The organism is Gordonia sp. N1V, from assembly GCF_029269935.1.
GTDB classification, from domain to species: domain Bacteria; phylum Actinomycetota; class Actinomycetes; order Mycobacteriales; family Mycobacteriaceae; genus Gordonia; species Gordonia polyisoprenivorans.
Window position 1 is genome coordinate 168,002 of record NZ_JARJDD010000006.1, and the last position, 26,442, is coordinate 194,443.

General features: G+C 67.4%; 25 protein-coding genes. 9 read left to right on the top strand and 16 right to left on the bottom strand.

The window, feature by feature from the left end; genetic code table 11:
• The first annotated feature begins 107 nt into the window (after positions 1–107).
• Positions 108–827: an SDR family oxidoreductase gene (locus P3L18_RS10390; RefSeq protein WP_276114032.1), complete on the top strand. Its 720-nt coding sequence runs from the start codon at positions 108–110 to the stop codon at positions 825–827.
• Between the two features lie 34 nt (positions 828–861).
• On the opposite strand, the gene map is transcribed toward P3L18_RS10390, so the two are convergent.
• The gene (gene map / locus P3L18_RS10395; RefSeq protein ID WP_006371339.1) at positions 862–1,725 is read right to left on the bottom strand and encodes a type I methionyl aminopeptidase; all 864 of its coding nucleotides are present in this window, start codon (positions 1,723–1,725) and stop codon (positions 862–864) included.
• A 143-nt stretch (positions 1,726–1,868) separates the two neighbouring features.
• Between map and P3L18_RS10400 the strand changes: the two genes are divergently transcribed.
• The 3 genes from P3L18_RS10400 to P3L18_RS10410 are packed head-to-tail and all read left to right on the top strand — an operon-like array spanning position 1,869 to position 4,806.
• Positions 1,869–2,939, top strand: coding sequence for an ABC transporter substrate-binding protein (locus P3L18_RS10400; RefSeq protein WP_276114033.1), 1,071 nt, complete (start codon positions 1,869–1,871; stop codon positions 2,937–2,939).
• On the top strand, positions 2,936–4,009 hold the full coding sequence (locus tag P3L18_RS10405; RefSeq protein WP_079929474.1) for an iron ABC transporter permease: 1,074 nt from the start codon (positions 2,936–2,938) through the stop codon (positions 4,007–4,009). Before P3L18_RS10400 ends, P3L18_RS10405 begins: the two co-directional genes overlap by 4 nt.
• Positions 4,006–4,806: a heme ABC transporter ATP-binding protein gene (locus tag P3L18_RS10410; protein WP_108772660.1), complete on the top strand. Its 801-nt coding sequence runs from the start codon at positions 4,006–4,008 to the stop codon at positions 4,804–4,806. The genes P3L18_RS10405 and P3L18_RS10410 overlap by 4 nt, the downstream gene beginning before the upstream one ends.
• Positions 4,807–4,863: 57 nt before the next feature.
• Here the strand turns inward: P3L18_RS10410 and P3L18_RS10415 are convergent, their stop codons facing one another.
• From P3L18_RS10415 to puuE, 6 genes are all read right to left on the bottom strand, one after another.
• A complete protein-coding gene (locus P3L18_RS10415; RefSeq protein WP_276114034.1) occupies positions 4,864–6,696 on the bottom strand; it encodes a penicillin-binding transpeptidase domain-containing protein in 1,833 nt (610 codons plus the stop codon).
• A gap of 143 nt (positions 6,697–6,839) precedes the next feature.
• Positions 6,840–7,676 carry a GNAT family N-acetyltransferase gene (locus P3L18_RS10420; RefSeq protein WP_006371334.1) on the bottom strand — a complete coding sequence of 279 codons (837 nt, stop codon included), beginning with the start codon at positions 7,674–7,676 and terminating at the stop codon, positions 6,840–6,842.
• A 74-nt stretch (positions 7,677–7,750) separates the two neighbouring features.
• The gene (gene ispG / locus P3L18_RS10425) at positions 7,751–8,959 is read right to left on the bottom strand and encodes a flavodoxin-dependent (E)-4-hydroxy-3-methylbut-2-enyl-diphosphate synthase (RefSeq protein WP_276114035.1); all 1,209 of its coding nucleotides are present in this window, start codon (positions 8,957–8,959) and stop codon (positions 7,751–7,753) included.
• An 87-nt stretch (positions 8,960–9,046) separates the two neighbouring features.
• On the bottom strand, positions 9,047–10,279 hold the full coding sequence (locus P3L18_RS10430; RefSeq protein WP_276114036.1) for a M50 family metallopeptidase: 1,233 nt from the start codon (positions 10,277–10,279) through the stop codon (positions 9,047–9,049).
• Positions 10,280–10,349: 70 nt separating this feature from the next.
• Entirely contained in the window at positions 10,350–11,522 is a 1,173-nt protein-coding gene (gene dxr / locus P3L18_RS10435; protein ID WP_079929471.1) for a 1-deoxy-D-xylulose-5-phosphate reductoisomerase, read from the bottom strand.
• Positions 11,523–11,598: 76 nt separating this feature from the next.
• Positions 11,599–12,570 carry an allantoinase PuuE gene (gene puuE, locus P3L18_RS10440; protein WP_006371330.1) on the bottom strand — a complete coding sequence of 324 codons (972 nt, stop codon included), beginning with the start codon at positions 12,568–12,570 and terminating at the stop codon, positions 11,599–11,601.
• Between the two features lie 180 nt (positions 12,571–12,750).
• On the opposite strand from puuE, the gene P3L18_RS10445 reads away from it, so the two are divergent.
• On the top strand, positions 12,751–13,041 hold the full coding sequence (locus P3L18_RS10445) for a DUF2631 domain-containing protein (protein WP_006371329.1): 291 nt from the start codon (positions 12,751–12,753) through the stop codon (positions 13,039–13,041).
• Between the two features lie 99 nt (positions 13,042–13,140).
• Here P3L18_RS10445 and rlmN read toward each other — a convergent pair whose 3' ends face one another.
• Positions 13,141–14,253, bottom strand: a complete 1,113-nt coding sequence (rlmN, locus tag P3L18_RS10450) for a 23S rRNA (adenine(2503)-C(2))-methyltransferase RlmN (RefSeq protein ID WP_014359756.1) — start codon at positions 14,251–14,253, stop codon at positions 13,141–13,143.
• A gap of 30 nt (positions 14,254–14,283) precedes the next feature.
• On the opposite strand from rlmN, the gene P3L18_RS10455 reads away from it, so the two are divergent.
• Positions 14,284–14,652, top strand: a complete 369-nt coding sequence (locus tag P3L18_RS10455; protein WP_006371327.1) for a LapA family protein — start codon at positions 14,284–14,286, stop codon at positions 14,650–14,652.
• A gap of 42 nt (positions 14,653–14,694) precedes the next feature.
• Here P3L18_RS10455 and P3L18_RS10460 read toward each other — a convergent pair whose 3' ends face one another.
• From P3L18_RS10460 to P3L18_RS10480, 5 genes are all read right to left on the bottom strand, one after another.
• Positions 14,695–15,576, bottom strand: coding sequence for a phosphatidate cytidylyltransferase (locus P3L18_RS10460; protein WP_276114037.1), 882 nt, complete (start codon positions 15,574–15,576; stop codon positions 14,695–14,697).
• A gap of 88 nt (positions 15,577–15,664) precedes the next feature.
• Positions 15,665–16,222 (bottom strand): ribosome recycling factor, encoded by a 558-nt coding sequence (frr, locus tag P3L18_RS10465; RefSeq protein WP_006371325.1) that lies wholly within the window; start codon positions 16,220–16,222, stop codon positions 15,665–15,667.
• Between the two features lie 86 nt (positions 16,223–16,308).
• Positions 16,309–17,049, bottom strand: coding sequence for a UMP kinase (gene pyrH / locus P3L18_RS10470; protein ID WP_079929478.1), 741 nt, complete (start codon positions 17,047–17,049; stop codon positions 16,309–16,311).
• Between the two features lie 172 nt (positions 17,050–17,221).
• Positions 17,222–18,226 carry a glucosyl-3-phosphoglycerate synthase gene (locus P3L18_RS10475; RefSeq protein ID WP_276114038.1) on the bottom strand — a complete coding sequence of 335 codons (1,005 nt, stop codon included), beginning with the start codon at positions 18,224–18,226 and terminating at the stop codon, positions 17,222–17,224.
• Positions 18,193–19,221 (bottom strand): alpha/beta hydrolase family protein, encoded by a 1,029-nt coding sequence (locus tag P3L18_RS10480; protein ID WP_079929468.1) that lies wholly within the window; start codon positions 19,219–19,221, stop codon positions 18,193–18,195. The genes P3L18_RS10475 and P3L18_RS10480 overlap by 34 nt, the downstream gene beginning before the upstream one ends.
• Positions 19,222–19,577: 356 nt before the next feature.
• Here P3L18_RS10480 and P3L18_RS10485 point away from each other — a divergent pair, with 356 nt between their 5' ends.
• Positions 19,578–20,999 carry a condensation domain-containing protein gene (locus P3L18_RS10485; RefSeq protein ID WP_276114039.1) on the top strand — a complete coding sequence of 474 codons (1,422 nt, stop codon included), beginning with the start codon at positions 19,578–19,580 and terminating at the stop codon, positions 20,997–20,999.
• 8 nt (positions 21,000–21,007) lie between these two features.
• A complete protein-coding gene (locus P3L18_RS10490) occupies positions 21,008–22,723 on the top strand; it encodes an MFS transporter (RefSeq protein ID WP_276114040.1) in 1,716 nt (571 codons plus the stop codon).
• A 133-nt stretch (positions 22,724–22,856) separates the two neighbouring features.
• Here P3L18_RS10490 and tsf read toward each other — a convergent pair whose 3' ends face one another.
• Complete coding sequence (tsf, locus tag P3L18_RS10495) at positions 22,857–23,681, bottom strand: translation elongation factor Ts (protein ID WP_006371319.1); 825 nt, start codon at positions 23,679–23,681, stop codon at positions 22,857–22,859.
• A gap of 64 nt (positions 23,682–23,745) precedes the next feature.
• On the bottom strand, positions 23,746–24,555 hold the full coding sequence (gene rpsB / locus P3L18_RS10500) for a 30S ribosomal protein S2 (protein ID WP_006371318.1): 810 nt from the start codon (positions 24,553–24,555) through the stop codon (positions 23,746–23,748).
• Positions 24,556–24,875: 320 nt separating this feature from the next.
• Here rpsB and P3L18_RS10505 point away from each other — a divergent pair, with 320 nt between their 5' ends.
• The gene (locus P3L18_RS10505) at positions 24,876–25,454 is read left to right on the top strand and encodes a peptidoglycan DD-metalloendopeptidase family protein (RefSeq protein WP_276114041.1); all 579 of its coding nucleotides are present in this window, start codon (positions 24,876–24,878) and stop codon (positions 25,452–25,454) included.
• Positions 25,455–25,459: 5 nt separating this feature from the next.
• On the opposite strand, the gene P3L18_RS10510 is transcribed toward P3L18_RS10505, so the two are convergent.
• Entirely contained in the window at positions 25,460–26,440 is a 981-nt protein-coding gene (locus tag P3L18_RS10510) for a tyrosine recombinase XerC (RefSeq protein ID WP_240523909.1), read from the bottom strand.
• Positions 26,441–26,442: the final 2 nt, after the last annotated feature.

Below are 26,442 nucleotides of genomic sequence, written 5' to 3' on the forward strand. Positions count from 1 at the left end.
GGACACCGCCGGGGATCGCGCTGGTCGTCGGCGGTTTCGTTGAAGATACCGGTATCAAATCCATACCGTGAATCCCGTCCAGCCTACCCACGTCCAAGGAGTATGTGATGAACCAATCCCTGTCCGGTACCACTGTTCTCGTCATCGGCGGTGCCAAGCACCTCGGACTCGCGATCGCCCGGCGAGCCGACGCCGCAGGGGCCTCGGTGGTCATCGGGGCCCGCGATCTCACCGCGGCGCAGTCGGCGGCCGCCGACCTCGGCAGCGGCCGGGCAGTGGCGATCGATGTCACCGACGAGGCGTCCATCGCTGCGGCCGCGGCGGAGCTGGGCGCCGTCGATCACATCGTGTCGACCGCCGCCGCTCATCACAACGTGGCGGTCCGCGATCTCGACCACGACGCGACGGTGACCGCCTTCGAGGCCAAGGTGATCGGCCCGATGCTGGTGGCCAAGCACTTCGGGCCGAGAATGCCCGCGACCGGCTCGATCACGCTGTTCTCCGGTGTCGCGGCGTGGAAGCCGGCACCGGGATACGCGGTGATGGGGATCACCAACGGTGCCGTCGCATTCGCCGTCAGTCACCTCGCTGTCGAACTCGCACCGGTGCGGGTCAACGCGATCTCGCCGGGCATCGTCGACTCGGGCACCTGGGACGGTATGCCCGAGTCCGATCGTGACGCGTTCTTCTCCGGTGTCGCCGAGGGTATCCCGGCGGGGCGGGTGGGAGCCGTCGACGACATCGTCGACGCTGCACAGTGGCTGCTCACCGCGGGTTTCGTCTCGGGTGAGACCATCCACGTCGAGGGCGGTGCCCGCAGCGTGTGACGCGTCCCCGTGCCTCGGGCGGAGAGCGGGTGGATCAGTTGTCGGGGATGGTGAGGATCTCCGCGCCATCCTCGGTGACGACGAGGGTGTGCTCGAACTGGGCGGTCCACTTCTTGTCGACGGTGACCACCGTCCAGCCGTCGTCCCACATCTCCCACGGCAGCCCGCCGAGGTTGATCATCGGCTCGATCGTGAACACCATGCCGGGTTCGAGGATGGTGTCGACGTTCGGCTGGTCGTAGTGCAGCACGACGAGCCCGTTGTGGAAGGTCTCGCCGATGCCGTGACCGGTGAAATCGCGAACGACGGTGTAGCCGAAGCGATTCGCGTACGCCTCGATGACGCGACCGATGACGTTGAGTTCGCGTCCGGGTTTGACCGCCTTGATGGCGCGTTCGGTGGCGATGCGGGTGCGTTCGACGAGGTCGCGTGCCTCCTGTGAGACGTCTCCGGCGAGGAAGGTGGCGTTGGTGTCGCCGTGCGCGCCGTCGATGTAGGCGGTGACGTCGATGTTGACGATGTCGCCGTCGGCGATGACGGTGGAGTCGGGGATGCCGTGGCAGATCACCTCGTTCAACGAGGTGCAGCACGACTTGGGAAAGTCCTTGTAGCCCAAGGTCGATGGATAGGCGCCGTGATCGATCATGTACTCGTGGGCGATGCGGTCGAGTTCGTCGGTGGTGACGCCCGGCGCGACGGCCTTACCGGCCTCGGCGAGCGCGTTGGCCGCGATCTTGCTCGCCACGCGCACCTTCTCGATGACCTCTGGGGTCTGCACCCAGGGTTCGTGCCCCTCGTTGACCTTCGGCTTCCACACGTACTCCGGACGTTCGATGGAGTCGGGAACGGTCCGGATCGGCGAGAGCTTGCCGGGACGCAGTGGGGCACGCACAGTCATGGCTTCCACCATAGGACGCCGACCCCGAGCACCCCCTGACCACGGGGTCCGCCGGCACCCGCGCGCCCTTGACTAAGGTGAGCCTGGGCAATGGCGCGGGCTCGAGTGACGAGCGGCGCGACCACCGGAGAACGGAGACATCGGTGCGGCAGCAGCATCTCATTCCCCACCGGCACCAGGACCGGACGAACACGACAGCGATCCTGGTGCTCGCGGTGTTCGCGCTCGTCGGACTGCTTGTCGGGGCGTGCAGTACCGCGCCGATGGACCAGTCCTCGTCCTCCCAAACCGCCGACTCGCATCTGCGCAGTGGCCCGCAGACCGCGACGCTGCCGGGCTCGGATGTGACGCCGGTGACCACCTCTCCCACGACCACCCTGCCGGTGACCGTCGATTCCGACGGCGGCGGCAAGGTGACGGTCACCGACACCAGTCGCATCATCGCCGTCGACCGCAATGGCACACTCGGCAACATCGTGTTCGCCCTCGGCCTGGGCGGCCGCGTGGTGGGGCGTGATCAGTCGACGACCTTCCCGTCGGCGGCCAAGCTCCCGGTGGTCACCGGCAATGGTCACCAGCTCAACTCCGAATCGGTGCTGGCGCTGAACCCGACCGTCGTCCTCGTCGACTCCGCCACCACACCACCGCAGGCGGTCGACGCGATCCGTGCGTCGCAGATCCCGGTGGTGACGTTCAGCTCGACCCGCACCATCGCCACCACCGCCGACCTCATCCGGTCGGTGGCGGCCGCCCTCGGCGTGAAGCCGGCCGGCGAACAGCTCGTCAAGCGCACGGAATCGGAGATCACCGCGGCCAAGGCCACGCTCCCGCACCCCACCGGCGACCCGAAGATCGCCTTCCTCTACATCCGCGGACCGCACCTGGTGCTGTTGGCCGGACCGAACTCCGGTGCCGACGATCTCGTCTCCGCTCTCGGCGGCACCGATGCGGGTACCGCCGCAGGCCTCACCGCCGAGTTCACCGCCGTGACCGCCGAGGCGCTGCTGCGCGCGAATCCCGACGTGATCCTGGTGATGACGCAGGGCGCCGATTCCGTCGGCGGTCTCGACGGGGTGCTCGCGCTGCCCGGTGTCTCCGACACGAACGCCGGACGTGCCCGACGAGTGGTGCAGATGGACGAAACCGAGGTGCTGTCGTTCGGACCGGACGTCGGCAAGGTCATCGGCGCGCTCGGTCACGCGATCTACACATGAGGGCCCCGACCACCCGACGCTCGCCCCCCGGTACGTCCGGGCGGGTCTCGGCCCCGCTCGTGCTCGTCGTCCTGGTGGTCGCGACGATCGCCGTAGCGATCACTTCGGCGGCCATCGGCCAGATCCCGGTGCCGCCCGCCCAGGTACTCGGCAGTCTCGCACACCATTTCGGCCTCGACATCGGCACGATGCCCACCCATCCGCAGGGTGAGCACGCGCTGTGGGTGGTGCGGTTCCCGCGAATCGTATTGGGGCTGATCGTCGGCGCCGCCCTCGGCGCCGGCGGCTGCCTGCTGCAGGGGGTGCTCGCGAACCCGCTCGCCGAGCCCGGTGTCATCGGCGTCTCCTCGGGTGCCGCCGTGGGTGCGTGCCTGATGATCGTCATCGGCGGGGTCGGCATCAACGGGTGGGCGCTGGCCGGTGCGGCGTTCGTCGCGGCGCTGATCACCACCGCCGCGGTCTACGTGCTCTCGCTGCGGGATGGCTCCTCGTCGGCGATCATGCTGGTGCTCACCGGCATCGCGATCAACGCCTTCGCCCTCGGGATCATCTCGTATCTGACGTTCATCGCGACCACGGCGGCCCGCGAACAGATTGTGTTCTGGCAGTTGGGCTCGCTCGCGGGCGCGAACTGGAACGCCGTGTGGGTGACGCTGCCGCTGGTGGTCGCCGGTGTCGCCGCGGCCATGCTGCTGGTGCACAAGCTCGACCTGCTGGCCCTCGGTGAGATCCAGGCGGCCTCACTGGGCGTCAACGTCGAGACCGTCCGCCGGCAGGTGGTCGTGCTGGTCGCGATCCTCACCGCGGCGGCCGTCGCCTTCACCGGCATCGTGATGTTCGTCGGGCTCGTCGTGCCGCACGTGATGCGTCTCATCGTCGGCCCGCGGCACGCGACCCTGTTGCCGGCCAGCGTCATCGGTGGTGCGCTCGTCCTGGCCGCGGCCGACCTCGCCTCACGAACCGTTCTCGGCGGTGCCGATCTCCCCCTCGGGGTGTTCACCTCGCTGGTCGGCGGACCGGCGTTCTTCATCTTGCTGCGTCGCAGTCGCCACGCCGGAGCGGGGTGGTGACGGTGCCGCAGCCACGTGAGGGATCGCAACGCCATTCGGGCATCCGGGCCGAGAACATCGTGGTGACGCTCGGCGGTCGCGACGTCGTCGACCACGTGTCCCTGGAGGTGACTGCCGGTGAGTTGGTGGCTCTCGTCGGTCCCAACGGTTGCGGCAAATCGACTCTGCTGTCGGCGTTGTCCGGGGTGCGGACCCCACAGCACGGCACGGCGATCATCGACGGACACGATGTCGCACACACTTCCCATCGTGATCTGGCGCGACGCCGGTCGATGGTCACCCAACACAATCGTGTCGACACCCCGTTCACCGTCGGCGAGGTCGTGGAGATGGGACGGTACCCGTGGTTACGAACCCCGCACGCTGCCCGCTCACCGGAGCTCATCGCCGACGCGATCACCCGCTGTGACCTCGATTCACTTGTCCACCAACCCTTTCCGCAGCTCTCCGGCGGCCAACAGGCCCGGGTGTCACTGGCGCGGGCGTTGGCGCAGAACACGCCGGTGATGATGCTCGACGAGCCGACCGCCGCCCTCGACATCCGCCACCAGGAGCAGGTCCTGCAGATCCTGTGCGAGCACCGCGATTCCGGGGCCGCGATCCTGCTGGTGGTACACGATCTCACCCTGGCCGCGGCCTACGCCGACCGTGTCGCGTTGATGAAGGACGGCCGACTCCTCGCATTCGGCCCGACCCGAGAGGTGATGACGAGCGAATTGCTCTCGGAGACCTACGATCACCCGGTCGACATCTTCGAGCGGGACGGCAGGCTCATCGTGATGCCGTTGCGGCGGTAGCAGCCGACAGGCCCGATCGTCGGGCACGCCGGATCGCCGGCCACCAACGACCGAGGATCACACCCCGAAGCCGGGCGGCAGGAAAGAGAAGAAGTCGCGGGTGACACCGACCGCGTTGTTCGAATCCCCGCCTCGCACAACGAGCGTCGCAAAGGCCAGATCTCCGCGATAACCGGCGAACCAGGCGTGCGAGCCGCCGTCGAACTCGGCCTCACCGGTCTTGCCGTAGACCTCGCCCTGCCCGGCGATGGCGGTGCCGGTACCGGTGAGCACCACCTCGCGCATCATCGGCCGCAGCTGTCCGACGACGTCGGGGTTCAGCGTCGCCGACGGGCCGCCGACCGTCGTCGGGCGATCCAGGATGAGTTGCGGCACGGGCATCTTCCCGTTGTTGGCCACGGTCGCGGCGACGAGCGCCATGCTGAACGGACTGACCAGGTCCTTGCCCTGCCCGAAGCCATCCTCTGTGCGGGCGACCAGATCGTTCTCGATCGGCACCGATCCGGTCGAGGTCGCCAGACCGGGGATGTCGAAGGTGCGGCCGATCCCCATGGCCGCCGCGGCGTGCGCCAGATCCGAGGGCCCCATCTCACTGGCCAGTTTCGCGAAGGTGGTGTTGCAGGACTGCGCGAACGCGCGCTGCAGGGTGACCGAACCGAGCGCGAACTGATCGTAGTTGGGGATGGTGCGTGGACCGATGGTGATCTCGCCCGGGCACCCGACGATCGAATCCGGATGAATCATCGACGCGTTGAACGCCGCCGACGACGTCACCATCTTGAACGTCGACCCCGGCGGGTAGAGGCCGGTGGTCGCGATCGGGCCCTGGGTGTCGGCGGCCGGGTTCTGCGCGACCGCGAGGATCCGCCCGGTGGAGGGTTGGATGACCACCATCGCGATCTGAAAGGTGTTGGTGGCGTTCACCGCTCGCTGCGCGGCGTTCTGCACCTGCCGCGACAGGCTCAGCGGCACCGCCGCCGCCGGCTCGGGCGCATGGTCGGCGAGGACGTCGGCGTCGAGACCATTGGGGTTCACGGTGACCACGCGCCAGCCGGCCCGGCCGACGACCTCGTCGTCGACCACGCCGCGCACACCATTGAGCAGTACCGGCGCGAAGGTCGGATCGGTGGGGACGAGTTCGGACTGCTCGTTGTACACCACACCCGGGATCGCGAGTTGATCGCGCAGCCGGTTGAAGTCGGCCTCGGCGAGCCGGGTGATCGGATACTGCTGTCCCGACGACGTCGACTCCTCGGCGATCCGTTGTGGATCGAGATTCGGCGCGAACGGCGCGAGGACACTCACCAATTGGGTGACGGCATCACCGACCGAGGTCCCGGCGGCGGTGGCCGCCTTGGCATCGAAGTTGATGCCGATCACGGTGCCGTTGTCCATCACCTCCGACCCGTCGGCCTCGTTGACCGTGGCCCGCGGCGCCTCGGTGATGCGCAACGAGAGACGTTGATCGCCACCGAGATTGGGGTGGATGTCGGTGGTCGTCCAGCGCACCTGCCATCCGCTGGCATCCGAGCGGATCGCCTTGACGGTGCCCGGATAGCCCCACTGCCGGCCGTGACCGAGCTGCCAGGAATAGTTCACGTCGATGTCGGCGGTGTCCTGGTCGATCGAGGCCTTGCCGGTGGTGCCCGACATCGATTCGGCCGACAACCCGGTCCACGCCGACTGCAGTGCGGTCTGCGCCGCCTGCGGATTGTCGGTCAGCGCCGCCGCTTTCGCGGCGTCACCGTGCGCGTAGGCATCGAGAAACGCCTGGACGGCCTGTCGGGGACCATCGTCGTCGGACGAGCATGCGCTCACCGCGCACAGCGCGAGCACGGCACTGGTCAGCACAGCCACCACACCGGCGGCGCGACGCGTCGGAAAGTCCATCGAGTGCCGATACTAGGACCCGCACGACATCGAATACGGTTGCCACGCGGCATGATCGCCGCGGTGTTCCTCCGCGGTGTTGGCAAGCGGCGCTACCCTCCGACGCCGGCCGGTGCCGGATGGCGAGACCCGGGGGTACGACGTCAGTCGATGAGAATCGTCGCGAAGGTCCCGACCTGGGTGAAACCGATTCGGCGGTAGGCGGCCTGGGCCGGCAGATTGAAGCTGTTGACGTACAGGCTGGGAATGCGTCCGAGTGCGGTGATCGCGGTGGCCACGGCCGCCGTTCCGGCGCCGCCGTAGCCGCGCCCCCGCATGCGTGGGTCGACCCACACCCCCTGGATCTGCCCGACCGCCCGCGACATCGACCCGATCTCGGCCTTGAACACGACCTCACCGTGCTCGAATCGGGCGAACACCCGACGTGCGGCGATCAGCGACGCCAGCCTGCGCCGATACGACCGGCCGCCGTCCCCGGCACATGGATCGACACCGACCTCACCGATGAACATGTCGACGGCCGCGGGCAGATACGCCTCGAGATCGTCGTGGGTGACCAATCGCACGTGCGGGTCGGGCTCGACGTGGGGCGCGCCGTGCAGCGCCATCAGCGGTTGTACCGGTCGGACCTCGCGCGCCGGGCCCCAGGTGGCCCCGATACGGTCCCACAGGGTCAGGGCCAGGTCGGCGTCACCGACGATGGAGGAGCACACCCGGGCGCCCGCCGCCGCGCGGTCGGCGAAGTACTCCATGTCGGCGGCCGTGCCACGCAACGGGATCAGGTTGGCGCCCGAGAAACACAGGGAGGTCTCGGGCCGGCCCGCGGTCCACATCTCCCCGCCCAGCATCCGTGGCTCGATTCCGTGGGACTCGAACCGTGCGGCGACCATGCACATCGGGACCGGGTCCGAGTTGAGGACACGACCCACCGCGGGTGCATCCCGCGCCCCGAGCGGCTTGTCGCCCAGCAGCTTCAGCACCGCGCTGCTCCTTCGTCCCATGTGATCCTGCGGTGTGAGCGTAGCCCGATATCAGTTCACCACGCGTGAGGAACTCAGGACACGGTCACGACAGGCGGCCCCGCGGGCGCGCCTTCTCCAGTTTCTCCCGATTCGCCCGCAATTCGCAGCGCTTCCTCGATCAAGGTCTCGACGATCTCGGCCTCCGGCACGGTCTTGATGACCTCACCCTTGACGAAGATCTGTCCCTTGCCGTTGCCCGAGGCGACACCGAGATCGGCCTCACGCGCCTCACCGGGACCATTGACGACACACCCCATCACCGCCACCCGCAGCGGCACCTCCATGCCCTCGAGCCCGGCGGTCACCGCGTCGGCGAGCTTGTAGACGTCGACCTGGGCACGTCCGCACGACGGGCACGAGACGATCTCGAGCTTGCGGGGCCGCAGGTTCAGTGACTGCAGGATCTGGTCGCCGACCTTGACCTCCTCGGCCGGCGGCGCCGAGAGCGACACGCGGATCGTGTCACCGATGCCCTGGGAGAGCAGCGCACCGAACGCGACCGACGACTTGATGGTGCCCTGGAACGCCGGCCCGGCCTCGGTCACCCCGAGATGCAACGGGTAGTCGCACTGGGCGGCGAGCTGCCGGTAGGCCTCGACCATGACCACCGGATCGTTGTGCTTCACCGAGATCTTGATGTCGCCGAAGCCGTGTTCCTCGAACAGGCCCGCCTCCCACAACGCCGACTCGACCAGCGCCTCCGGGGTGGCCTTGCCGTACTTGCTCATGATCCGCTTGTCGAGCGATCCCGCGTTGACGCCGATCCGGATCGGGATGCCGGCGTCACCGGCGGCCTTCGCGACCTCCTTGACCCGGCCGTCGAACTCCTTGATGTTGCCCGGATTGACCCGGACCGCCGCACAGCCGGCGTCGATCGCGGCGAAGATGTACTTCGGTTGGAAGTGGATGTCGGCGATCACCGGGATCTTCGACTTCTTCGCGATGATCGGCAGCGCCTCGGCGTCCTCGTTGCGCGGGCACGCCACGCGCACGATGTCGCAGCCCGACGCGGTCAACTGCGCGATCTGCTGCAGGGTCGCATTGATGTCGTGGGTCTTGGTGGTGGTCATCGACTGCACCGAGATGGGGTGATCGCTGCCGACGCCGACCGATCCGACCTGGATCTGGCGGGTCTTGCGTCGCGGTGCGAGCACCGGTGGCGGTGCGGCGGGAATGCCGAGCCCGATCGAGATCGGGTCGGTGACCGTCGAGCCGGCCGGAGTCGGGTCAGATGCGGACATCTCGTTCTCCTGAGGAGTTCGGTGTGCGCGAGCGGGAACTCGCGAGGGCTGGGCGCGGGCCGGTCGAGCCGGGGCTGGTGGCGGCCATCAATTCGGGATCGTGATCGGGTTCACGATGTCGGCGGTGAGGGTCAGCACCATGAACGCGGCCATGACCACCACCACGGCGTAGGTCAGGGGAAGCAACTTGTAGTAGTCGATCGGTCCGCCGGGAGCCCGGCCGAACCATCGACGCACCGTGTCACGTCCCTTCTCGTACCCGACGATGGCCATGTGTCCACCATCCAAGGGTAGTAGCGGTACGAGATTGAACAGGCCCAGGAAGAAGTTGATGCTGATCAGCAGCAGAAGGAAGGTGTCCCACAGTCCGCGTTCGGCCGCCTGCCCGCCCAGGACGGTGGCGCCGTACACGCTCACCGGGGTGTCCGCCGAGCGCACACCACCGGTCACCGCGATCCACAGATTGTGGACCTTGGTCGGCATCGACAGCAGCGCATCCCAGGTCTGATGCGCGAGTTCGGCGGTGAAGACCGCCGCACCGGGCAGGATCGTCACCGGGTTGTAGTGCTTCCACAGCGGCGGCTGCTGGAACTGGATTCCGACCTTGTTGACCGTCTGCGAGGTCACCTTGCCCGACTTGTCGGTGACGGTGGTGGTCACCGGCTGCGGGGTCATCGTCAGGGTCACCCGGCTGCCGTCGCGCTCGACGAGCAACTGCACCGGACCGTTGCTCTTCTGGATGAGCGGGGTGATCGCACTCGCGGTGGTTCCGGCGACCCCGTCGACCGCGATGATCTTGTCGCCGGGGCGGATTCCGGCCGCACTGGCCGGCCCCGAACCGGTGCAGCGCGGCTCCGCCACGTTGCCGTCGGCGTCGACGGTGACCGTCGAGGTGAGACAACTCACCTTGTCCACCGTGGTGCCGACCGCGGGCGGCGACAGGTCGGGCAGTCCCCAGATCAGACCGGCCACGATGATCAGCACGAAGCCGAGGATGAAGTTCTGGGCCGGGCCTGCGAACAGCACCACCAGACGCTTCCATGCCTTCTGCCGGTACATCGCCCGACCCAGCTCATCGGCGGTCAGCTCCTCATGCGGGGTCATACCGGCGATGTCGCAGAAGCCACCGAACGGCAACGCCTTCACGCCGTACTCGGTCTCACCCCGTCGCGTCGACCACAGCGTCGGACCGAAGCCGACGAAGTAGCGCCGAACCTTCATCCCCGTCGCCTGTGCCGCCCACATGTGCCCGCACTCGTGCCAGGCGATCGAGGCCAACAACGACAAGGCGAACAGCACGACGCCGATCGCGAATACCACTTCTCTCGACTCTCCGTTTCCTCACGCCACCGCTACTTCACCCCACGGCACTTAACCCCACGGCGCGTCCTCACCGCTGCATCGTGGCCACCAACTCTGCGGCGCGGGCCCGTGCCCACGCATCAGCGTCGAAGATCTCCTCCACAGTACCCGGGGTTTTACGCCACTGATCTGCATCGTCGAGCACGCGACCGATGATCTCCACGATCCGCGGAAAGGCGATGCGGCCGTCGAAGAATCCCTCCGCGGCAGCCTCGTTCGCGGCGTTGTACACCGCGGTCAGGCTGCCGCCTGCGGTCCCCGCCCGGCGGGCCAGGTCGATCGCCGGGAACACCACGTTGTCGACCGGCTCGAACGTCCACGACGACGCCGTCGAGAAATCACATGCCGTCGACGATCCGGGCACCCGATGCGGCCAGCCCAACGCCAACGCGATCGGCAGCTTCATCGACGGCGGTGACGCCTTGGCGATCGTCGCACCGTCGACGAAGGTGACCATCGAGTGCACGATCGACTGCGGATGCACCGTCACATCGATGCGGTCGTAGGGCACGTCGAACAGCAGATGCGCCTCGATCACCTCGAGCGCCTTGTTCACCAGGGTCGCCGAATTCAGCGTGATCATCGGGCCCATCGACCACGTCGGATGACGTCCCGCCTGTTCGGGCGTCACATTCTCGAGCCGGCCGGCGGTGAACCCCCGGAACGGACCGCCCGACGCCGTCAGCACGAGCCGGTCGACCTCGTCGGCGCTACCGCCACGCAAACACTGCGCGATCGCCGAATGCTCCGAATCGACCGGCACGATCTGCCCCGGTGCCGCAGCCGCCAGCACCAGCGCTCCCCCGGCCACCAACGACTCCTTGTTCGCCAAGGCCAGTCGCGCACCCGACCGCAACGCCGCCAGACTCGGCCGCAAACCGATCGAACCGACGACGGCATTCAGCACCACGTCGGCCTCGACCGACTCGATCAGCCGACACATCGCGTCCGGACCGCCCAGGACCCCATCGCCCAACTCGGCCACGAGTTTCTCGGCCACCGCCGCATCCGCGACGGCCACCCGGTGCGCAGGCACACCGAACTCGCGGGCCTGCCGGCCCAACAAGTCCGGGTTGCCGCCCCCGGCACCGACGCCGACCACCGAGAACAACTCCGGATGCTCGGAGATCACCTCGAGGGCCTGCACCCCGATCGAACCGGTCGAACCGAGAATCAGCACACGTGTCGTCACGACGACCATTGTCGCCCACCGCGCACCACGGCAAACCGCCACCGCTCGCTACGCTCCCGGCGCCGGTTCATATTCGGCCCGCTCGCTACGCTCCCGGCGCCGGGTTCACAGCGCGCCAGTGCTCGGCGATGTCGATCCGCCGTGCGACCCACACGTCGTCGTGGGCCGCGACGTGATCGAGAAAGCGCTCGAGCGCCGCCACCCGCGCCGGCCGGCCCACCAGACGACAGTGCAATCCCACCGAGAGCATCTTCGGCGAACCCTGTTCACCCTCGCGGTAGAGCACGTCGAACGCATCTCGCAGATGCGCGAAAAACTGTTCACCGGAAGGGAATCCACCCGGCGACGCGAAGCGCATGTCATTGGTGTCGAGCGTGTAGGGCACCACGAGGTGATCGACCTCGGTGCGAATTCCGTCGGTGGTCCGGCCGACCTTGACCCAATAGGGCAGATCATCGGCGTAACTGTCCGAGTCGTAGACGAAACCGCCCTGCTCCACGACGAGCGACCGCGTGTTCGGCGAATCGCGGCCGGTGTACCAACCCAGCGGACGGGACCCGGTGATCTCGGTCAGCAGCTCCACGGCAGCGCGCATGTGTTCGCGTTCGACGTGCTCGTCGACCATCTGATAGCTCAGCCACCGGTACCCGTGACAGGCGATCTCGTCACCGCGTTCGAGGAAGGCCGCCACCACCTCCGGGTTACGCGCCATCGCCTGCGCCACCGCGAAGATCGTCAACGGCCAACCGCGACGCTCGAAGGCCCGCAGCACTCGCCACACCCCGGCACGGGAGCCGTACTCGTAGAGCGATTCCATGCTCATGTGGCGGTTCGGGAATGACTGCGCGCCGATCATCTCCGACAGGAATGTCTCGCTCCCGCGGTCGTTTTCGAGGACGTTGTTCTCACTGCCCTCCTCGTAGTTCAGCACGAACTGCACCGCGATCTTCGCGTTCGACGGCCACTGCGGATCCGGCGGTGTGGCACCGTAACCCACCATGTCGCGGGGGTAGTCCTCGGAGCGATAGTCGGCAAGCGATCGGGTCGGCGGATGCATGGGCGCATTCTTGCACCGATCTCCGACGTCGTCCCGTCGGGCGATACCCCCGCCTTCCGACGCCACGCGAGACGCGGCATGGGGAGTGAGACACGGCGCCACCGTGCCCGCTATGCTCTTCTGGAAGTACTACTACCGATCGTCAGAGACCACTTCTGACGTGCGCAGCGAGGAGTCAACGTGGCAGGCACCGACGTGGAGCACGCGGCAAGCACCGACGTGGAGCACAGCGACGAGATCGACACCGGGTGGGTGCGCGAGCCCGCCGACGCGCCATCGGCGCGTTTCGGCTGGCACGGCGTGGCGACCCGCACGTTCTACATCGCGGGCTGGGTGGTGGTCGTGTTGCTGTTCGCGATGTTCTACGGAAACCACGTCGGGCACGTCGAGGACATCTGGCTGGCCGCGTTCGGCGTCATCGTCGCCGCCTTCCTGCTGCGCGGCATGCTCACGAAGAAAAAGTGGAGTTGACCGCACGACCTGTGAAACCCACACGCACCCCGGCGATTACTTTTCGCCGGGGTGCGCTGTTGTGTGGGCGCTGCCGTGTGGGGTCCGGTGGTCGGCGGCTCAGCCGTCGGTCTCCTCGGCGGCGAGTTGCCCGCACGCCGCGGCGATCTCCTGGCCACGGGTGTCGCGGACCGTGCACGACACACCCTGGGCCCGGACACGCCGGACGAACTCCCGCTCAACGTCTTTCGGGCTCGCATCCCACTCGGAACCCGGCGTGGGATTGAGCGGGATGAGATTCACATGCACCAGGGACCCGAGTGCCCGATGCAGCTTCTGGCCGAGCATGTCCGCGCGCCACGGCTGGTCGTTGACGTCGCGGATCAGTGCGTACTCGATGGAGACACGCCGGCCGGTGGAATCGGCGTAGTACCGCGCCGCGTCGAGCACCTCGGCAACCGACCAGCGGTTGTTCACCGGGACCAGCGTGTCGCGCAATTCGTCGTCGGGGGTGTGCAAGGAGACCGCGAGCGTGACCGAGAGATTTTCGTCGGCCAGTCTCCGGATCGACGGCGCCAGACCGACGGTGGAGACCGTCACCGAACGCGCCGAGATCCCCAGACCCTCGGGCGCCGGCGAGGTGATCTGCCGGACCGCCGAGACCACCCGCTTGTAGTTGGCGAGCGGCTCACCCATTCCCATGAACACGACGTTCGACAGGCGCCCCGCATCCCCGAACTCCCCGTCGCGCAGAGCCCGCGCGGCCGCGCGCACCTGGTCGACGATCTCCCCGGTCGACAGATTTCGGTCGAGTCCGCCCTGCCCGGTCGCGCAGAACGGGCACGCCATCCCGCACCCGGCCTGGCTGGAGATGCACAGCGTATTACGGTCGGTGTAGCGCATCAGCACGCTCTCCAGCAGCGTCCCGTCGTGCAGACGCCACAGCGTCTTGCGGGTGCTGCCGTCGTCGCAGGAGATGTGGCGCACCGGGGTGAGCAACTGCGGGAACAACGCGGCACCGACCTTGTCACGTGCCCCGGCCGGAAGATCGGTCATCTCCTCGACGTCGGCGGTGAGCCGCCCGTAGTACTGGCGTGCGAGCTGGTCGGCGCGGAACCTCGGAAGCCCGAGATCGCCGACCGCGGCGACCCTGGCCGCCTGATCGAGGTCGGCGAAGTGTGTCGGCGGACGTCCGCGTTTGGGCGCGTCGAACACGAGCGGCAAAGACGTCATGTTCCCATTGTCGCATGTCATGATGGGTGCATGAGCACACCGGATTCGTCCTCCGAGCGCCCGGCCACCGACTCGTCGACCCGCGCCCGCAATCCGGCGCCGCTCGATGACTCCCACGTCGCCGCCCAAACCGCGATCGACGACGTCAAACACACACGCACCCGCGCCACCTTCATCGGCTGGGTCGTCGGCGCGATCATCACCATCCTGCTGTTGATCTTCATCCTCGCGAATCTGGGTTCCCAGCAGATCAACTTCTTGTTCGCGAAGGTCAACCTGCCGGTCGGCGTCAGTCTGCTGATCGCCGCGATCGCCGGCGCCCTGATCACCGCGATGATCGGCGGTGCCCGCACCTTCCAGCTGAACCGCGCCCTGAAGAAGGCCCGAAAGGCCAACTGACGGGGTTGTGACGGGCGCGCCGTCGAGGCGGCGGTAGCCCATTCACAGCAGCGCGGTCAGCACCGCCCAGACGATGAACGCCGACGGCAACAGCGAGTCGAGTCGGTCCATGATGCCGCCGTGACCGGGCAGCAGGGTCCCCATGTCCTTGATATCGAGGTCCCGCTTGACCTGTGATTCGACGAGATCTCCCAGGGTCGCGCACACCACGAGGACAGGTCCCAGGATCACGCCGACCCACCACTGGGTGTCGAGCAGGAACATCGTGGTGCACACCGCACCCGCGGTACCCACCACCAGCGAGCCCGCCAGACCTTCCCACGACTTCTTCGGGCTGATGGCCGGCGCCATCGGGTGCTTGCCGAACAGCACACCGGCCGCGTAGCCGCCGACGTCGGAACACACGACGACGATCATCAGGGTCGCCACGCGCGCGGCCCCGTGATCCTGATGCACCATCAGCACACCGAACGAAGCCAGCAGCGGGAGCCAGGCGAGCACGAACACCGACGCGGACAGATTGCGCAGATAGTTCTCGGGCGCACGAGTGATGCCCTGCGCCAACAGCTTCCACACCATGATGACGAGCACCGTGGCCACGAACGCCACCAGGACCCCGGTTGTCCCCCATGGCCAGCTAGACCAGATGATCGCCTGACCGCCGACGAGCAGCGGCCAGAACGCCACGTCGTAGCCCCCGTCGCGCAGTCGTTTGGTGACCTCCCAGGTGGCGATCGCGAACGCCACCGACACAACGATGTACCAGACCCACGGCGCGAACAGCAGTATCAGGATGATGCTGACGCCGAGGGTCAGCCCGACCCCGATCGCGGCCGGAAGGTCACGGCCTGCGCGCGACTTCCGCGGCGCGGCCGTGTCGGGCTCGCCGGGTGTGCCGCCGGTCCCCGACGATTCGTGTGACATCGTTGTCGTTTCCGCCTGTCGTCTCGCCTCGTCCGTCTTGCCTCGTCTCGGTCGTCGTCCTCGGTGATACTCACACCGCGGGCGTCACTCACACCTCGAGAAGCTCGGATTCCTTGTGTTTGACGAGTTCGTCGACCTGTGCCACGTAACCGGCGGTGGTCTTGTCGAGATCCTTCTCGGCGCGGACCACGTCGTCCTCACCGGCCTCGCCGTCCTTCTGGATGCGTTTGAGTTCTTCGACCGCCTTACGGCGGACGTTGCGGATGGAGACCTTCGCGTCCTCGCCCTTGCCCTTGGCCTGCTTGACGAGGTCCTTGCGACGCTCCTCGGTCAGCTGCGGCACGGCCACGCGGATCAGGGTCCCGTCGTTGGTCGGGTTCACACCGAGATCGGAGTTGCGGATGGCGGTCTCGATGTCGCGCAGGGTCGACGCCTCGTAGGGCTTGATCACCACCAGCCGGGGTTCCGGGGTGTTGATACTGGCGACCTGGGTGATCGGTGTCATGGCGCCGTAGTACTCGATGACCACCTTGTTGAACATCGCCGGGTTGGCCCGGCCGGTACGGATCGAACCCATGTCCTCACGCGCGACGTTCACCGCCTTCTCCATCTTTTCCTCGGCGTCGAGCAGCGTGTCGTCGATCATTGTGTGTTCCTGTTTCGTCGTGGCGGGTCGGGCTGGATTCGGCTCGCCGGTTCGTCGGGATCGGTGGTGGGTCTGGCCTCCGCCGATCAGGTCCTCACCAGTGTCCCGATGCGCTCTCCGGCGATGGCACGCGCGATGTTCCCACGTTCCAGCAGATTGAACACCAACATCGGCATCTTGTTGTCCATGCAGAGGCTGAAGGCGGTCGCATCGGCCACCTTCAGTTCTCGGTCGAGGACCTCACGGTGGGTGATCTCGCGGAACAGCGTGGCATCGGGATCGACGCGGGGGTCGGCGCTGTAGACGCCGTCCACGGCCTTGGCCATCAGCACGACCTCGGCCTTGATCTCGAGCGCACGCTGCGCGGCGGTGGTGTCGGTGGAGAAGTAGGGCATGCCCATCCCGGCGCCGAAGATGACCACCCGACCCTTCTCCAGATGTCGCTGCGCACGCAACGGGAGGTACGGCTCGGCCACCTGCCCCATCGTGATGGCGGTCTGCACCCGCGTCGTGATTCCCCGCTTTTCCAGGAAGTCCTGCAACGCAAGACAATTCATGACAGTTCCGAGCATGCCCATGTAGTCCGAGCGCGCCCGGTCGAGGCCGCGTTGTTGGAGTTCGGCGCCGCGGAAGAAGTTGCCGCCACCGATGACCACGGCCACCTGTGCACCGGACTCGACGACCTCGGCGATTTGGTCGGCGACCGTGGCTACGACGTCGGGATCGAGACCGACCTCTCCCCCGCCGAACATTTCGCCACCGAGCTTGAGGAGCACGCGGCCGAAGCCGGTGCGTTCGGACTGTCGGGTGTCGGGGGTTTCGCTCATCAACATCCTCACTCGTCGGTTCGACTCACCATCTTATGGTCCCGTCCGTCCGAATCGGAGCGCGGCGCCACCGACGGGCAGCGAGAAGGTGCGCCCGAGCGCCTCGATCGGCCGAGCAGAACCCCCGTCACACCGCCGCCCACCAGGCACGATGACGGTCCGGGCGGATACCTCAGCAGCGCTCGGTGACGTCGATCCCGTACAGCGGCGGCCGATCCTGCATCACCGGATAGTTGCGGACCGGATCGAAACCACCCTGCCCGTCGGGAACGAACTGCGTCAACGGAGCCGCCGAATCGTCGATCCCGACACGCCGGAGAAATGTCGCGACGATCTGTCGTGACATGACGCCGACCTCATGCAGTCCATGCTCATGGGGAGATCGTGGCTCATCGGGAGGTCGTGACGCGAGCTCCACCTGACCGATGGCGTCGATCCCGTCGCGATGGAGTGTGTCGAGCAGAATCCCGATGTCGACGCCTTCGCCGGGTGCGAACGGAATCGACGTCAGCAAGTCCCGGCCGGCGGCGAACTCACCGGCGAGGGGCTCGATCACCCCGGACAACTCGGGTCGCAGCGCTGCGATCAGCTGACGGACCATCAACTCGGTGACCCGACCGCCGCCGACCAGGTCGGCGTCATCGGCGACATGACTGTGGCGGTAGCCCTTGACCAGTCGCAACTCGTCGACGGTCAGCAGGGGTTCGATGAGTCGCGCCACGTCGGCGGGCTCCGATCGCGCGCCGTCAAGGACCACGACGAAGTCACCGGTGGACGCGGCCACCGAGCGCCACAGCACCTCGCCCCGGCCCGGCAGAGTCGCGAGCCCCGGCAGCGCCGACGTCGTGGGGACCACGCGGACGCCGCGTGCCTCGCACGCCTGTGCGTCGCCGGCGCCGTCGGTGGTCACCACCACCTCATCGACCAGGGACCGGCAGGCCGACGCGAATGCGCCGAGCACCACGTCCACCGCCGCCGCCCCATCGGCGACCACGGGCACCACCACGGAGATGGATCGGCCGGCCTTGGCTGCGACGAGTTCGTCAAGGCGGCGATCCCCGAGAGGTTGGGTCCCGTCGGGCCGAGCGAGATGCCAGGTGTTCGATTCCCACCAGGTCGCGGCGTTCTGACCGGTCGCGATCGTCACCTCGCGAGCGCCTGCGCGAATTGCGGCCATGCGCGGTGCAATTCGTCCTGCCAGTAGGGCCAGGCGTGCGTGCCGCCCTGATAGAAGTGGAACGTCGCCGCGACACCCAGCTGCGTCATCCGCCGCTGCAGGTTGTGGGTGCAGGCATCGGTGGCCGTCTCGATGACCGCGCCGACGGCCAATTGCTCGGACAGCTTGGTCGCATCGCCGTCGATACCCGGCCCGTTGAGCGTGTCGTAGCGGCCGGGTGTACCCGATCCGTTGGAGATGTAGATCGACTTGCCGCGGAATCGGTCGGCGTGGACGTAGGGGTCGTTGGCCCGCCATTCGGGGTCGGTGGGAGGGCCCCACATGTTGACGGTGTCGCCGTGGCCCCTGCCCTCGACGACCATGCGCACCGCGGCCTGCCCCGCAGGATCGCTCGTCTGCGCGCACCCACTGAACGAGCCCAGCGCCCGATACAGGTTCGGGGCGCGCAGAGCCAGCTGGAACACCGACGTCCCGGCCATCGAGATCCCTGCGATGGCGTTGCGTCCGTCGCCGCCAAGGTCGCGGTCGATGACGGTGGGCAGTTCGGATGTCAGGAAGGTGGCCCATTTCTGGCGGCCGAGGACCGGATCGTCGCGACGCCAATCGGTGAAGTAGCTCGCCGCACCTCCCATCGGCACCACCACGTTGACGTCGTCGTCGGCGAAGAAGCTGCGGATGTCGGTTTGATCGAACCAACTGCTGCCGCCGTCGCCTCCGGCGGCACCATTGAGCAGGTACAGCGTCGGCGCGTGTGCACTGCGCGCGGGGATCATCCGGACGTCGATGGTGCGTCGCATGGCCGGCGAGTACACACCCACCGCAATCTCTCGGGGCGCGATGTCGTGGCGGTAGACGATGCTCGCGCCGCCCGGATCCGCACGTGCGGTTCCGACGGTCGACACGATGACAGCTGCGAGAACCAAGAACAGCACGACCACAGTCGATTTCACCCGAGGCCGATCGAGTGCGCGGGTGCGGGGCAAGGGCGACGGCATGGTGATTCCTCCGGTGACGGGGTCCCGCTGAACCGGAGAACACGGAACCAGAGAACGCGGGCGTCGAAGACTGGTGCCGACCTGGTGAGTCGACGCTCGGAAGTCTGCCCGATGGTGTGAACACTTGTCCACAGCTTGCCCGAAAACCAACTGAGTCATCTGACCAACCGCGATCAAATGCACTGTTCTACAGTCGGTTTGGTCGGATTACTCAACTGTCACTGGTTGCCAACGTCGTGGGACGGCTGTACTGTCACCCCACAACGTGTGTGTCCTGCAGCACTTTTCGACAAGCCGCCCGATACGGGCTATTGCGTGCGCCGCACGAAATCTACTTCTCGAGAATCGAGGTTGTCGTGGTCAGTTTCGGCCTCATCGACGAATGGGAGCCCCGCATCGGTCGGCTGACGAGCTGGACGATGTCGCAGACCGCGGTGACCGCCGCCGCCGGCGCCCCCATCCATCCGGTCCCGCCGTCGCATCAGCAGGAGGCCTACCTTCGTGCCGCACAACGCAATCAGTCCGCGGGCTTCCGCTTCTCCCGATTGTGCCTACAGGCCTTCGACTTCCACTCACCACTCGATGCCGATGCACTGACCCGCACCATCGACGCCTTCTTGCGTCGTCATGACACCTTTCGTTGTTGGTTCTCCGAGGAGCCCGACGGCTCCATCGCACGCCACGTCGTCGATCCGGCGATCATCTCGATGACCCCCACGACACACGGGGACATGGACTCGGCCTCAGCGATTCGTGAACACATCCAGAACGAGACACCGGGGCCGTTCTCGTGGGACTGCTTCACCTTCGGAGCCATCGAATGGGAAGGTGGCTTCACCCTGTACGGTGCCATCGATCACCTTGATACCGATGGCATCTCGCAGGCACTCACGTGCACCGAACTGATCACCCTGTACATGAACAAGGCGTTCGGACTCGACACCGGACTACCCGAGGTGGGCAGCTACATCGAGTACTGCGACCATGAGCGCACCGTCTCGGCCGCCCTGACGCGGCAGGCACCACAGGTATGTCGTTGGGTGGAACTCCTCCAGGCCAATGGCGGTGTGCTGCCCGGATTCCCGTTACCGCTCGGTGGCGAGAGCGAGGATCACACGCGCAGCGCACTCCTGACGATGTCGGTCTTCTCCGAGGACGACGCGCAGCGTTTCGAGGACGTCTGTCGCGCACATGATTCCAACATGACCGCGGGGCTGATGGCGGTGGCCGCCCTGGCGAGCTACGAATTCAGCGGGTGCACAGAGTATCTCGGTATGACACCGAAGAGCACCCGTGCGCCGGGTCCGGCACTGAATTCGGTCGGCTGGTTCACCAGCCTGATCCCGGTGCCGATCACCGTCGGTGCCGACGCGACGTTCACCTCGATCGTCGGCCCGGCAGCCGAGAGTTATGCCGCGGGTAAGGAACTCACCGATGTGTCGTTGCATCGGGTACTCGAGTTGGTCGAGCCCGACGACGGCATCGACGTGGCACCCGGATGGTCGGTACCGATGGTGTCCTACGTCGACGTGCGCAAACTCCCCGGCGTGGACGTCTTCGACGCCATCAACGGTTGTCTGTACGGCAATCGGGGCAGCAGCGAGGAGGTGTTCATGTGGATCAACCGATTCCGCGACCAGACGTCGATGACCTTGCTGTTCCCCGACACCGACGAGGCGCATGCGGCGCTCCCGCGATACACCGACGCGCTGCGCACGATCATGGCCACCATCGCCCGCTCCGGTGACTACCGTCCGACGGTGCTCGCGCTCACCTGATCCGACCGATGACCGGTACCGAGCACGCGAATCACCCAGCTTCACAGAACAGTTCCGCGTGTGACGCGCCCGCCCCGGTGCCGCCGCGCAGCTCGTGGTTGGCCCTCGCCGGTGCCCTGCTCGGGGTGTTCATGCAGATGCTCGACACCACGATCGTCAACATCGCCCTGCCGGATCTGACCGTCGAGCTCGGCGCCTCGACGGCCCAGCAGTTGTTCGTCCTGAGCGTGTATACGCTCGCGTTCGCGTGCACGTTGTTGACCGCGGCGACGCTGGGCGGTCGGTACGGGCGGCGACGGTTGTTCGTGTCGGCACTGATCGCCTTCACCGTGACATCGGTACTGTGCGGCGTCGCCCGTACCCCGACCGAGCTCATCGTGTTCCGCGGCGTACAGGGGGTCAGCGCGGCGCTGATGTCGGCACAGACCCTGGCGTTGATCACCGCATTGTTCGCCAAGCCGCTGCATCCGCGGATCTTCGGCATCTATGGCGCGGTCGCGGGGGTTGCCGCAATGCTGGGCCCGGTCATCGGCGGCGTGCTGATCAGTGCCGACATCGCCGGGTGGGGCTGGCGCACGATCTTCTTCGTCAACGTACCGATCGGCATCGTCGGATGTCTGCTGGCTGCCGGACGCCTCCCCCAGATGCGCGACGGTGTGCGCGGCCGACCCGACATCATCGGGGTTGTCCTGTCGAGTACTGGACTGTTCGGTCTGCTCTACCCGCTCGCCGTCGGACGCGAGCAGGGGTGGCCACCGCAGCTGTGGGCGATGCTGGCCGGCTCGGCAGTCCTGTTGATCGCCTTCGCCTTTCACGAGCGGCGACTGACCCGTACGGGTGGCCGCCCGCTGCTGCACACCGATCTGTTCGCGGCGCGCCGATTCACCGTCGGCCTCCTGCTGTCGTTGCTGTTCTTCAGCGTGTTCGCGGGATTCTTCTTCACCGTGTCGGTCTCGACCCAATTCGGTTTGGGGTACTCGCCGCTGCGCACCGGGATGCTGGCTCTGCCGTTCGCGATCGGCGCAATCGTGGGCTCGGTGTCCTCGGGTGCGCTCGCCGAACGTCTGGGCGCACCAACGGTGTTGAGCTGTGGTGCGATGGTGGTGGCCATCGGCTTCGGCTGGCTCGCGGTGATGCTCGCGCCGGACAGCGCATCCCTGTCCGTACCGGCGGTGATCGCCCCGCTGCTGATCGGGGGCGCGGGCACCGGCTTGTTCGTCGCTCCGCTGCAGACCACCATCCTGGTCGACACCGCACCCGAGACGGTCGGCTCGGCATCGGGATGCGTACCGACCGTCCAGCAGATCGGCGCGTCCATCGGCCTGGCGGTGGTCACGATCTTCTTCTTCGGCCAGGTCGCGAGCCAGTCGGCAACGGCCGTCCCGGCCGCCGGCTCGAACCTCGCCGCCTCACTCGAGACGACCTCGATCGACCCGGTGTTCCGCGGCCTCGTCGTCGACCGCTTCACGCGGTGCGCCTCCGCCCAGCTGACCTCGCCGCATCCCGATCGCCCCGCTCCCGGGTGCGCGACGCACGGCGACCGGCCCGGGCTCGCCGGCCGGCTCGCCGCCCAGACCGGCCCGCAGATCCATGCCGCGAGCCGCGAGGTGGCCGCACGGACCTTCGTCGGCGCGTTCCGCTCCACGCTGTGGGTGTTGGCCGCCGCTGCCGTCGTCGTGGCCGGGTTGTGCCTCGGACTGCACCGGAGCCGGACCACACGATGACCACGGTCCCGCGGTGACCGAAAACCACAGGCCGTTATGAACCACCGGCACTACTGAACGGCGCGACATCCGAGAGGGCCCCGACCCACCGTGGTGGATCGGGGCCCTCTCGGATGGCCTCGTGACGGGTCGGTCAGGCCTGGCCGACCTCGAAGCGGGTGAAGCCCTTGACGGTCGCGCCGGCCTCGTCGAGAACGTCCTTGACGGTCTTCTTCGAGTCCTTGACGAACGGCTGGTTCACCAGGACCGCGTCCTTGAGGAAGCCCTTGAGCCGACCCTCGACGATCTTCGGCAGAGCCTGTTCGGGCTTGCCCTCGGCCTTGGCGGTCTCCTCGGCGATACGACGCTCGTCGGCCTTGACGTCCTCGGGGACCTCGTCCTCGCTGGCGTAACGGGCCTTGAGCGCGGCAACCTGCTGCGCGGCGTTGCGCGCGGCCTCGGCGGCGGCGTCGCCCTCACCGGTGTAGGACACCAGCACGCCGACGGCCGGCGGCAGATCCGACGCACGCTTGTGCAGGTAGATCGCGACGGGACCGTCGTAGAACACGACGCGACGCAGTTCGAGCTTCTCGCCGATCTTGGCCGAGAGTGCCTGCACGGCGTCGGCGACGGTTCCGTCACCGAGCTTGGCTGCCTTGAGCTCCTCGACGTCACTGGTCTTGGCGGCCAGCGCGGCATCGAGCACCTGGTCGGCGAGTTGCTGGAACTCGGCGTTCTTGGCGACGAAGTCGGTCTCGGAGTTGAGCTCGATCATCGCGCCGTCCTTGGCGGCGACGAGACCCTCGGCGGTGGACCGCTCGGCGCGCTTGCCGACGTCCTTGGCGCCCTTGATGCGCAGTTCCTCGACGGCCTTGTCGAAGTCGCCGTCGTTGTTCTCGAGCGCCTTCTTGCAGTCCAGCATTCCAGAGCCGGTGAGCTCGCGGAGACGCTTCACATCGGCTGCGGTGTAGTTCGCCATCGTTGGCGAGCCTCCTTAGAGAGAGTGATCGGTTACTCGGCGCGTCCCGTGGGTACGCCGGGGGTCAGGACGCCGGGGTGGCGTCGCCCTCGGCGGGCGCGGTGGCCTGGGTGAGCAGTTCCTGCTCCCACTCGGCGAGGGGTTCGCCGCTGCCGGCCTCCGGCTTGGAGTCGTCCGACGCCGCACCGGCGCGGGCCTGCACGCCCTCGGCAACCGCCGAGGCGATGACGCGGGTGAGCAGCGCGGCGCTGCGGATGGCGTCGTCGTTGCCCGGGATCGGGTAGTCGACGACGTCGGGGTCGCAGTTGGTGTCGAGGATCGCGATGACCGGGATGTTGAGCTTGCGTGCCTCACCGACAGCAATGTGCTCCTTGTTGGTGTCCACCACCCAAATGGCGGATGGCACCTTGGCCATATCGCGGATACCACCGAGGGTCCGCTCGAGCTTGTTCTTCTCGCGGGTCAGCATCAGGATTTCTTTCTTGGTGCGACCCTCGAAGCCACCGGTCTGCTCCATGGTCTCGAGTTCCTTGAGACGCTGCAGACGCTTGTGGACGGTCTGGAAGTTGGTGAGCATGCCACCGAGCCAGCGCTGGTTCACGTACGGCATGCCGACGCGGGTCGCCTCTCCGGCGATCGACTCCTGCGCCTGTTTCTTGGTGCCGACGAACAGGATGGTGCCACCGTGGGCGACGGTCTCCTTGACGAATTCGTAGGCCTTGTCGATGTAGGTCAGCGTCTGCTGCAGGTCGATGATGTAGATGCCGTTGCGGTCGGTGAAGATGAATCGCTTCATCTTCGGGTTCCAACGGCGGGTCTGATGCCCGAAGTGTGCGCCGCTGTCCAGCAGCTGCTTCATGGTCACGACAGCCATGAGGTCTCATTCCTTTGTGTCGGTTGATGTTCGGTACCGGGTGGTTCGAACCCTGGCGCCCGTGTCCGCGCGGAACCCGGAGGTACCGGGACCGCCCACGCGGAGCGTTGTCGACCTCCTCCACGACGGGAGGCGATCTGGTGACGAGCGCGCGAAGTCACCCCGCCGTCGGCGAGGTGCCCGATCAGTCTACGCGTATGCCCTGCACAGCTCCAAAATCTGCCCTGCACAGCTCGGTGGATCGCGGCCGACGACCTGCGGCCGCGGAATTCGTTCGACACAAAGGGAGCCGATCGTCGGTGCGCTGCGTCTGATCTGTCATGACCATTCCCCTGCGCCTTCGGCGCGCCCTTGTCATCGGCGTGGCAGAACTCGTCGTCGTGGTGTCGTTGCTGCTGGCGGTACCCGCATTCGTCGGCGCGCAGCCGTCCTCCGCGGCGAATGTCAGCGCGCCACCGGGTTCGCGATACTCGGTGCCGCTGTCGCCCCGGCCGACGGTGGTCCGCGGGTTCGACGAACCGACCCGGCGCTGGCAGCCGGGGCACCGTGGAATCGACCTCGCCACCACCTCCGGCACCGCGGTCCTGGCCGCGGGTGACGGGATCGTCCGCTTCGCCGGGATCGTGGTGGGCAAACCGACGGTGTCGATCGAGCACGACGACGGGGTGATCACCACCTACGAGCCGGTGCGCGCCGGCGTGGGTCGGGGTGTCCGGGTGCGTCGTGGACAGGCGATCGGGACGATCGAGGCGGGCCACCCCGGATGCACGGCGGCGGCGTGCCTGCATTGGGGAGCACGGCGTGGGAGCGGCCGCGCGGCGGACTATCTCAACCCGCTGGCCCTCCTCGGCGCGGTGCGGGTGCGACTGAAACCGGTCGACGGTCCGGTGTCACCGTGAGTGATTCACGCGCGGGGGTGGGCCTGCTGATGAGCTGCGCGCAGGCGTTCGACGCTGACATGGGTGTAGAGCTGGGTGGTGGCGAGCGAGGAGTGGCCCAGCAGCTCCTGCACCACCCGCAGGTCGGCGCCACCCTCGAGCAGATGCGTTGCGGCGCTGTGGCGCAGTCCGTGCGGTCCCATGCGCGGTCCGTCGATCGCGGCCACAGCCGTGGCCACCACCGTCCGGGCCGTGCGCTGGTTCAGGCGTCCACCCCTCGCCCCGAGCAACAGCGCAGCGCCGGAGCCGTCGGTGGCCAGGCGGGGGCGACCGTGGGACAGCCAGGCCTGTAGGGCGTGGTCGGCGGGTGCCCCGAACGGAACGGTCCGCTGCTTGTCGCCCTTGCCGATCACCCGCAGGACCCGGCGACCGGTGTCGACGTCGTCGAGATCGAGTCCGCACAGCTCGCCGACGCGGATCCCACTGCCGTACAACAACTCCAGGATGACCCGGTCGCGGAGGGCGATCGGGCCGACGTCGTCCTCGGCGGTGGAATCGCCCGTGTGTGCCGGCGACACGGCGGACACCGCGGCAGCGGCTTGCTCGGCGGTCAGCACTGCAGGCAGGGTGCGATGCGCCCGGGGCGCCTGCAGCCGCGTCGACGGATCACTCGCGAGTAGACCTTCGCGAACGGCCCACGCGCAGAAGGTCTTCGCCGAGGACACCTGGCGGGCAACGGTGGTGCGGGCGGCGCCGCGGCGCGTGTGTTCGGCCAGCCACGCGCGCAGCAGGCCGAGATCGATCGCCGAGATCGCCGCGCCACGTGCTCCGGCGAAACTGATGAGTCCGCGAACGTCACCGGAGTAGGCGCGGATCGTGTGCTCGCTGTGTCCCTTCTCGAATCGCAGATACTCGGCGAAGTCGGCCAGCACCGTGGATCCGCGTCCGACGTCGGCGCCCACGCCGTCGACGGAGCCCGGCCGGTCGGCCCGGTCTGCATCGGTCATGC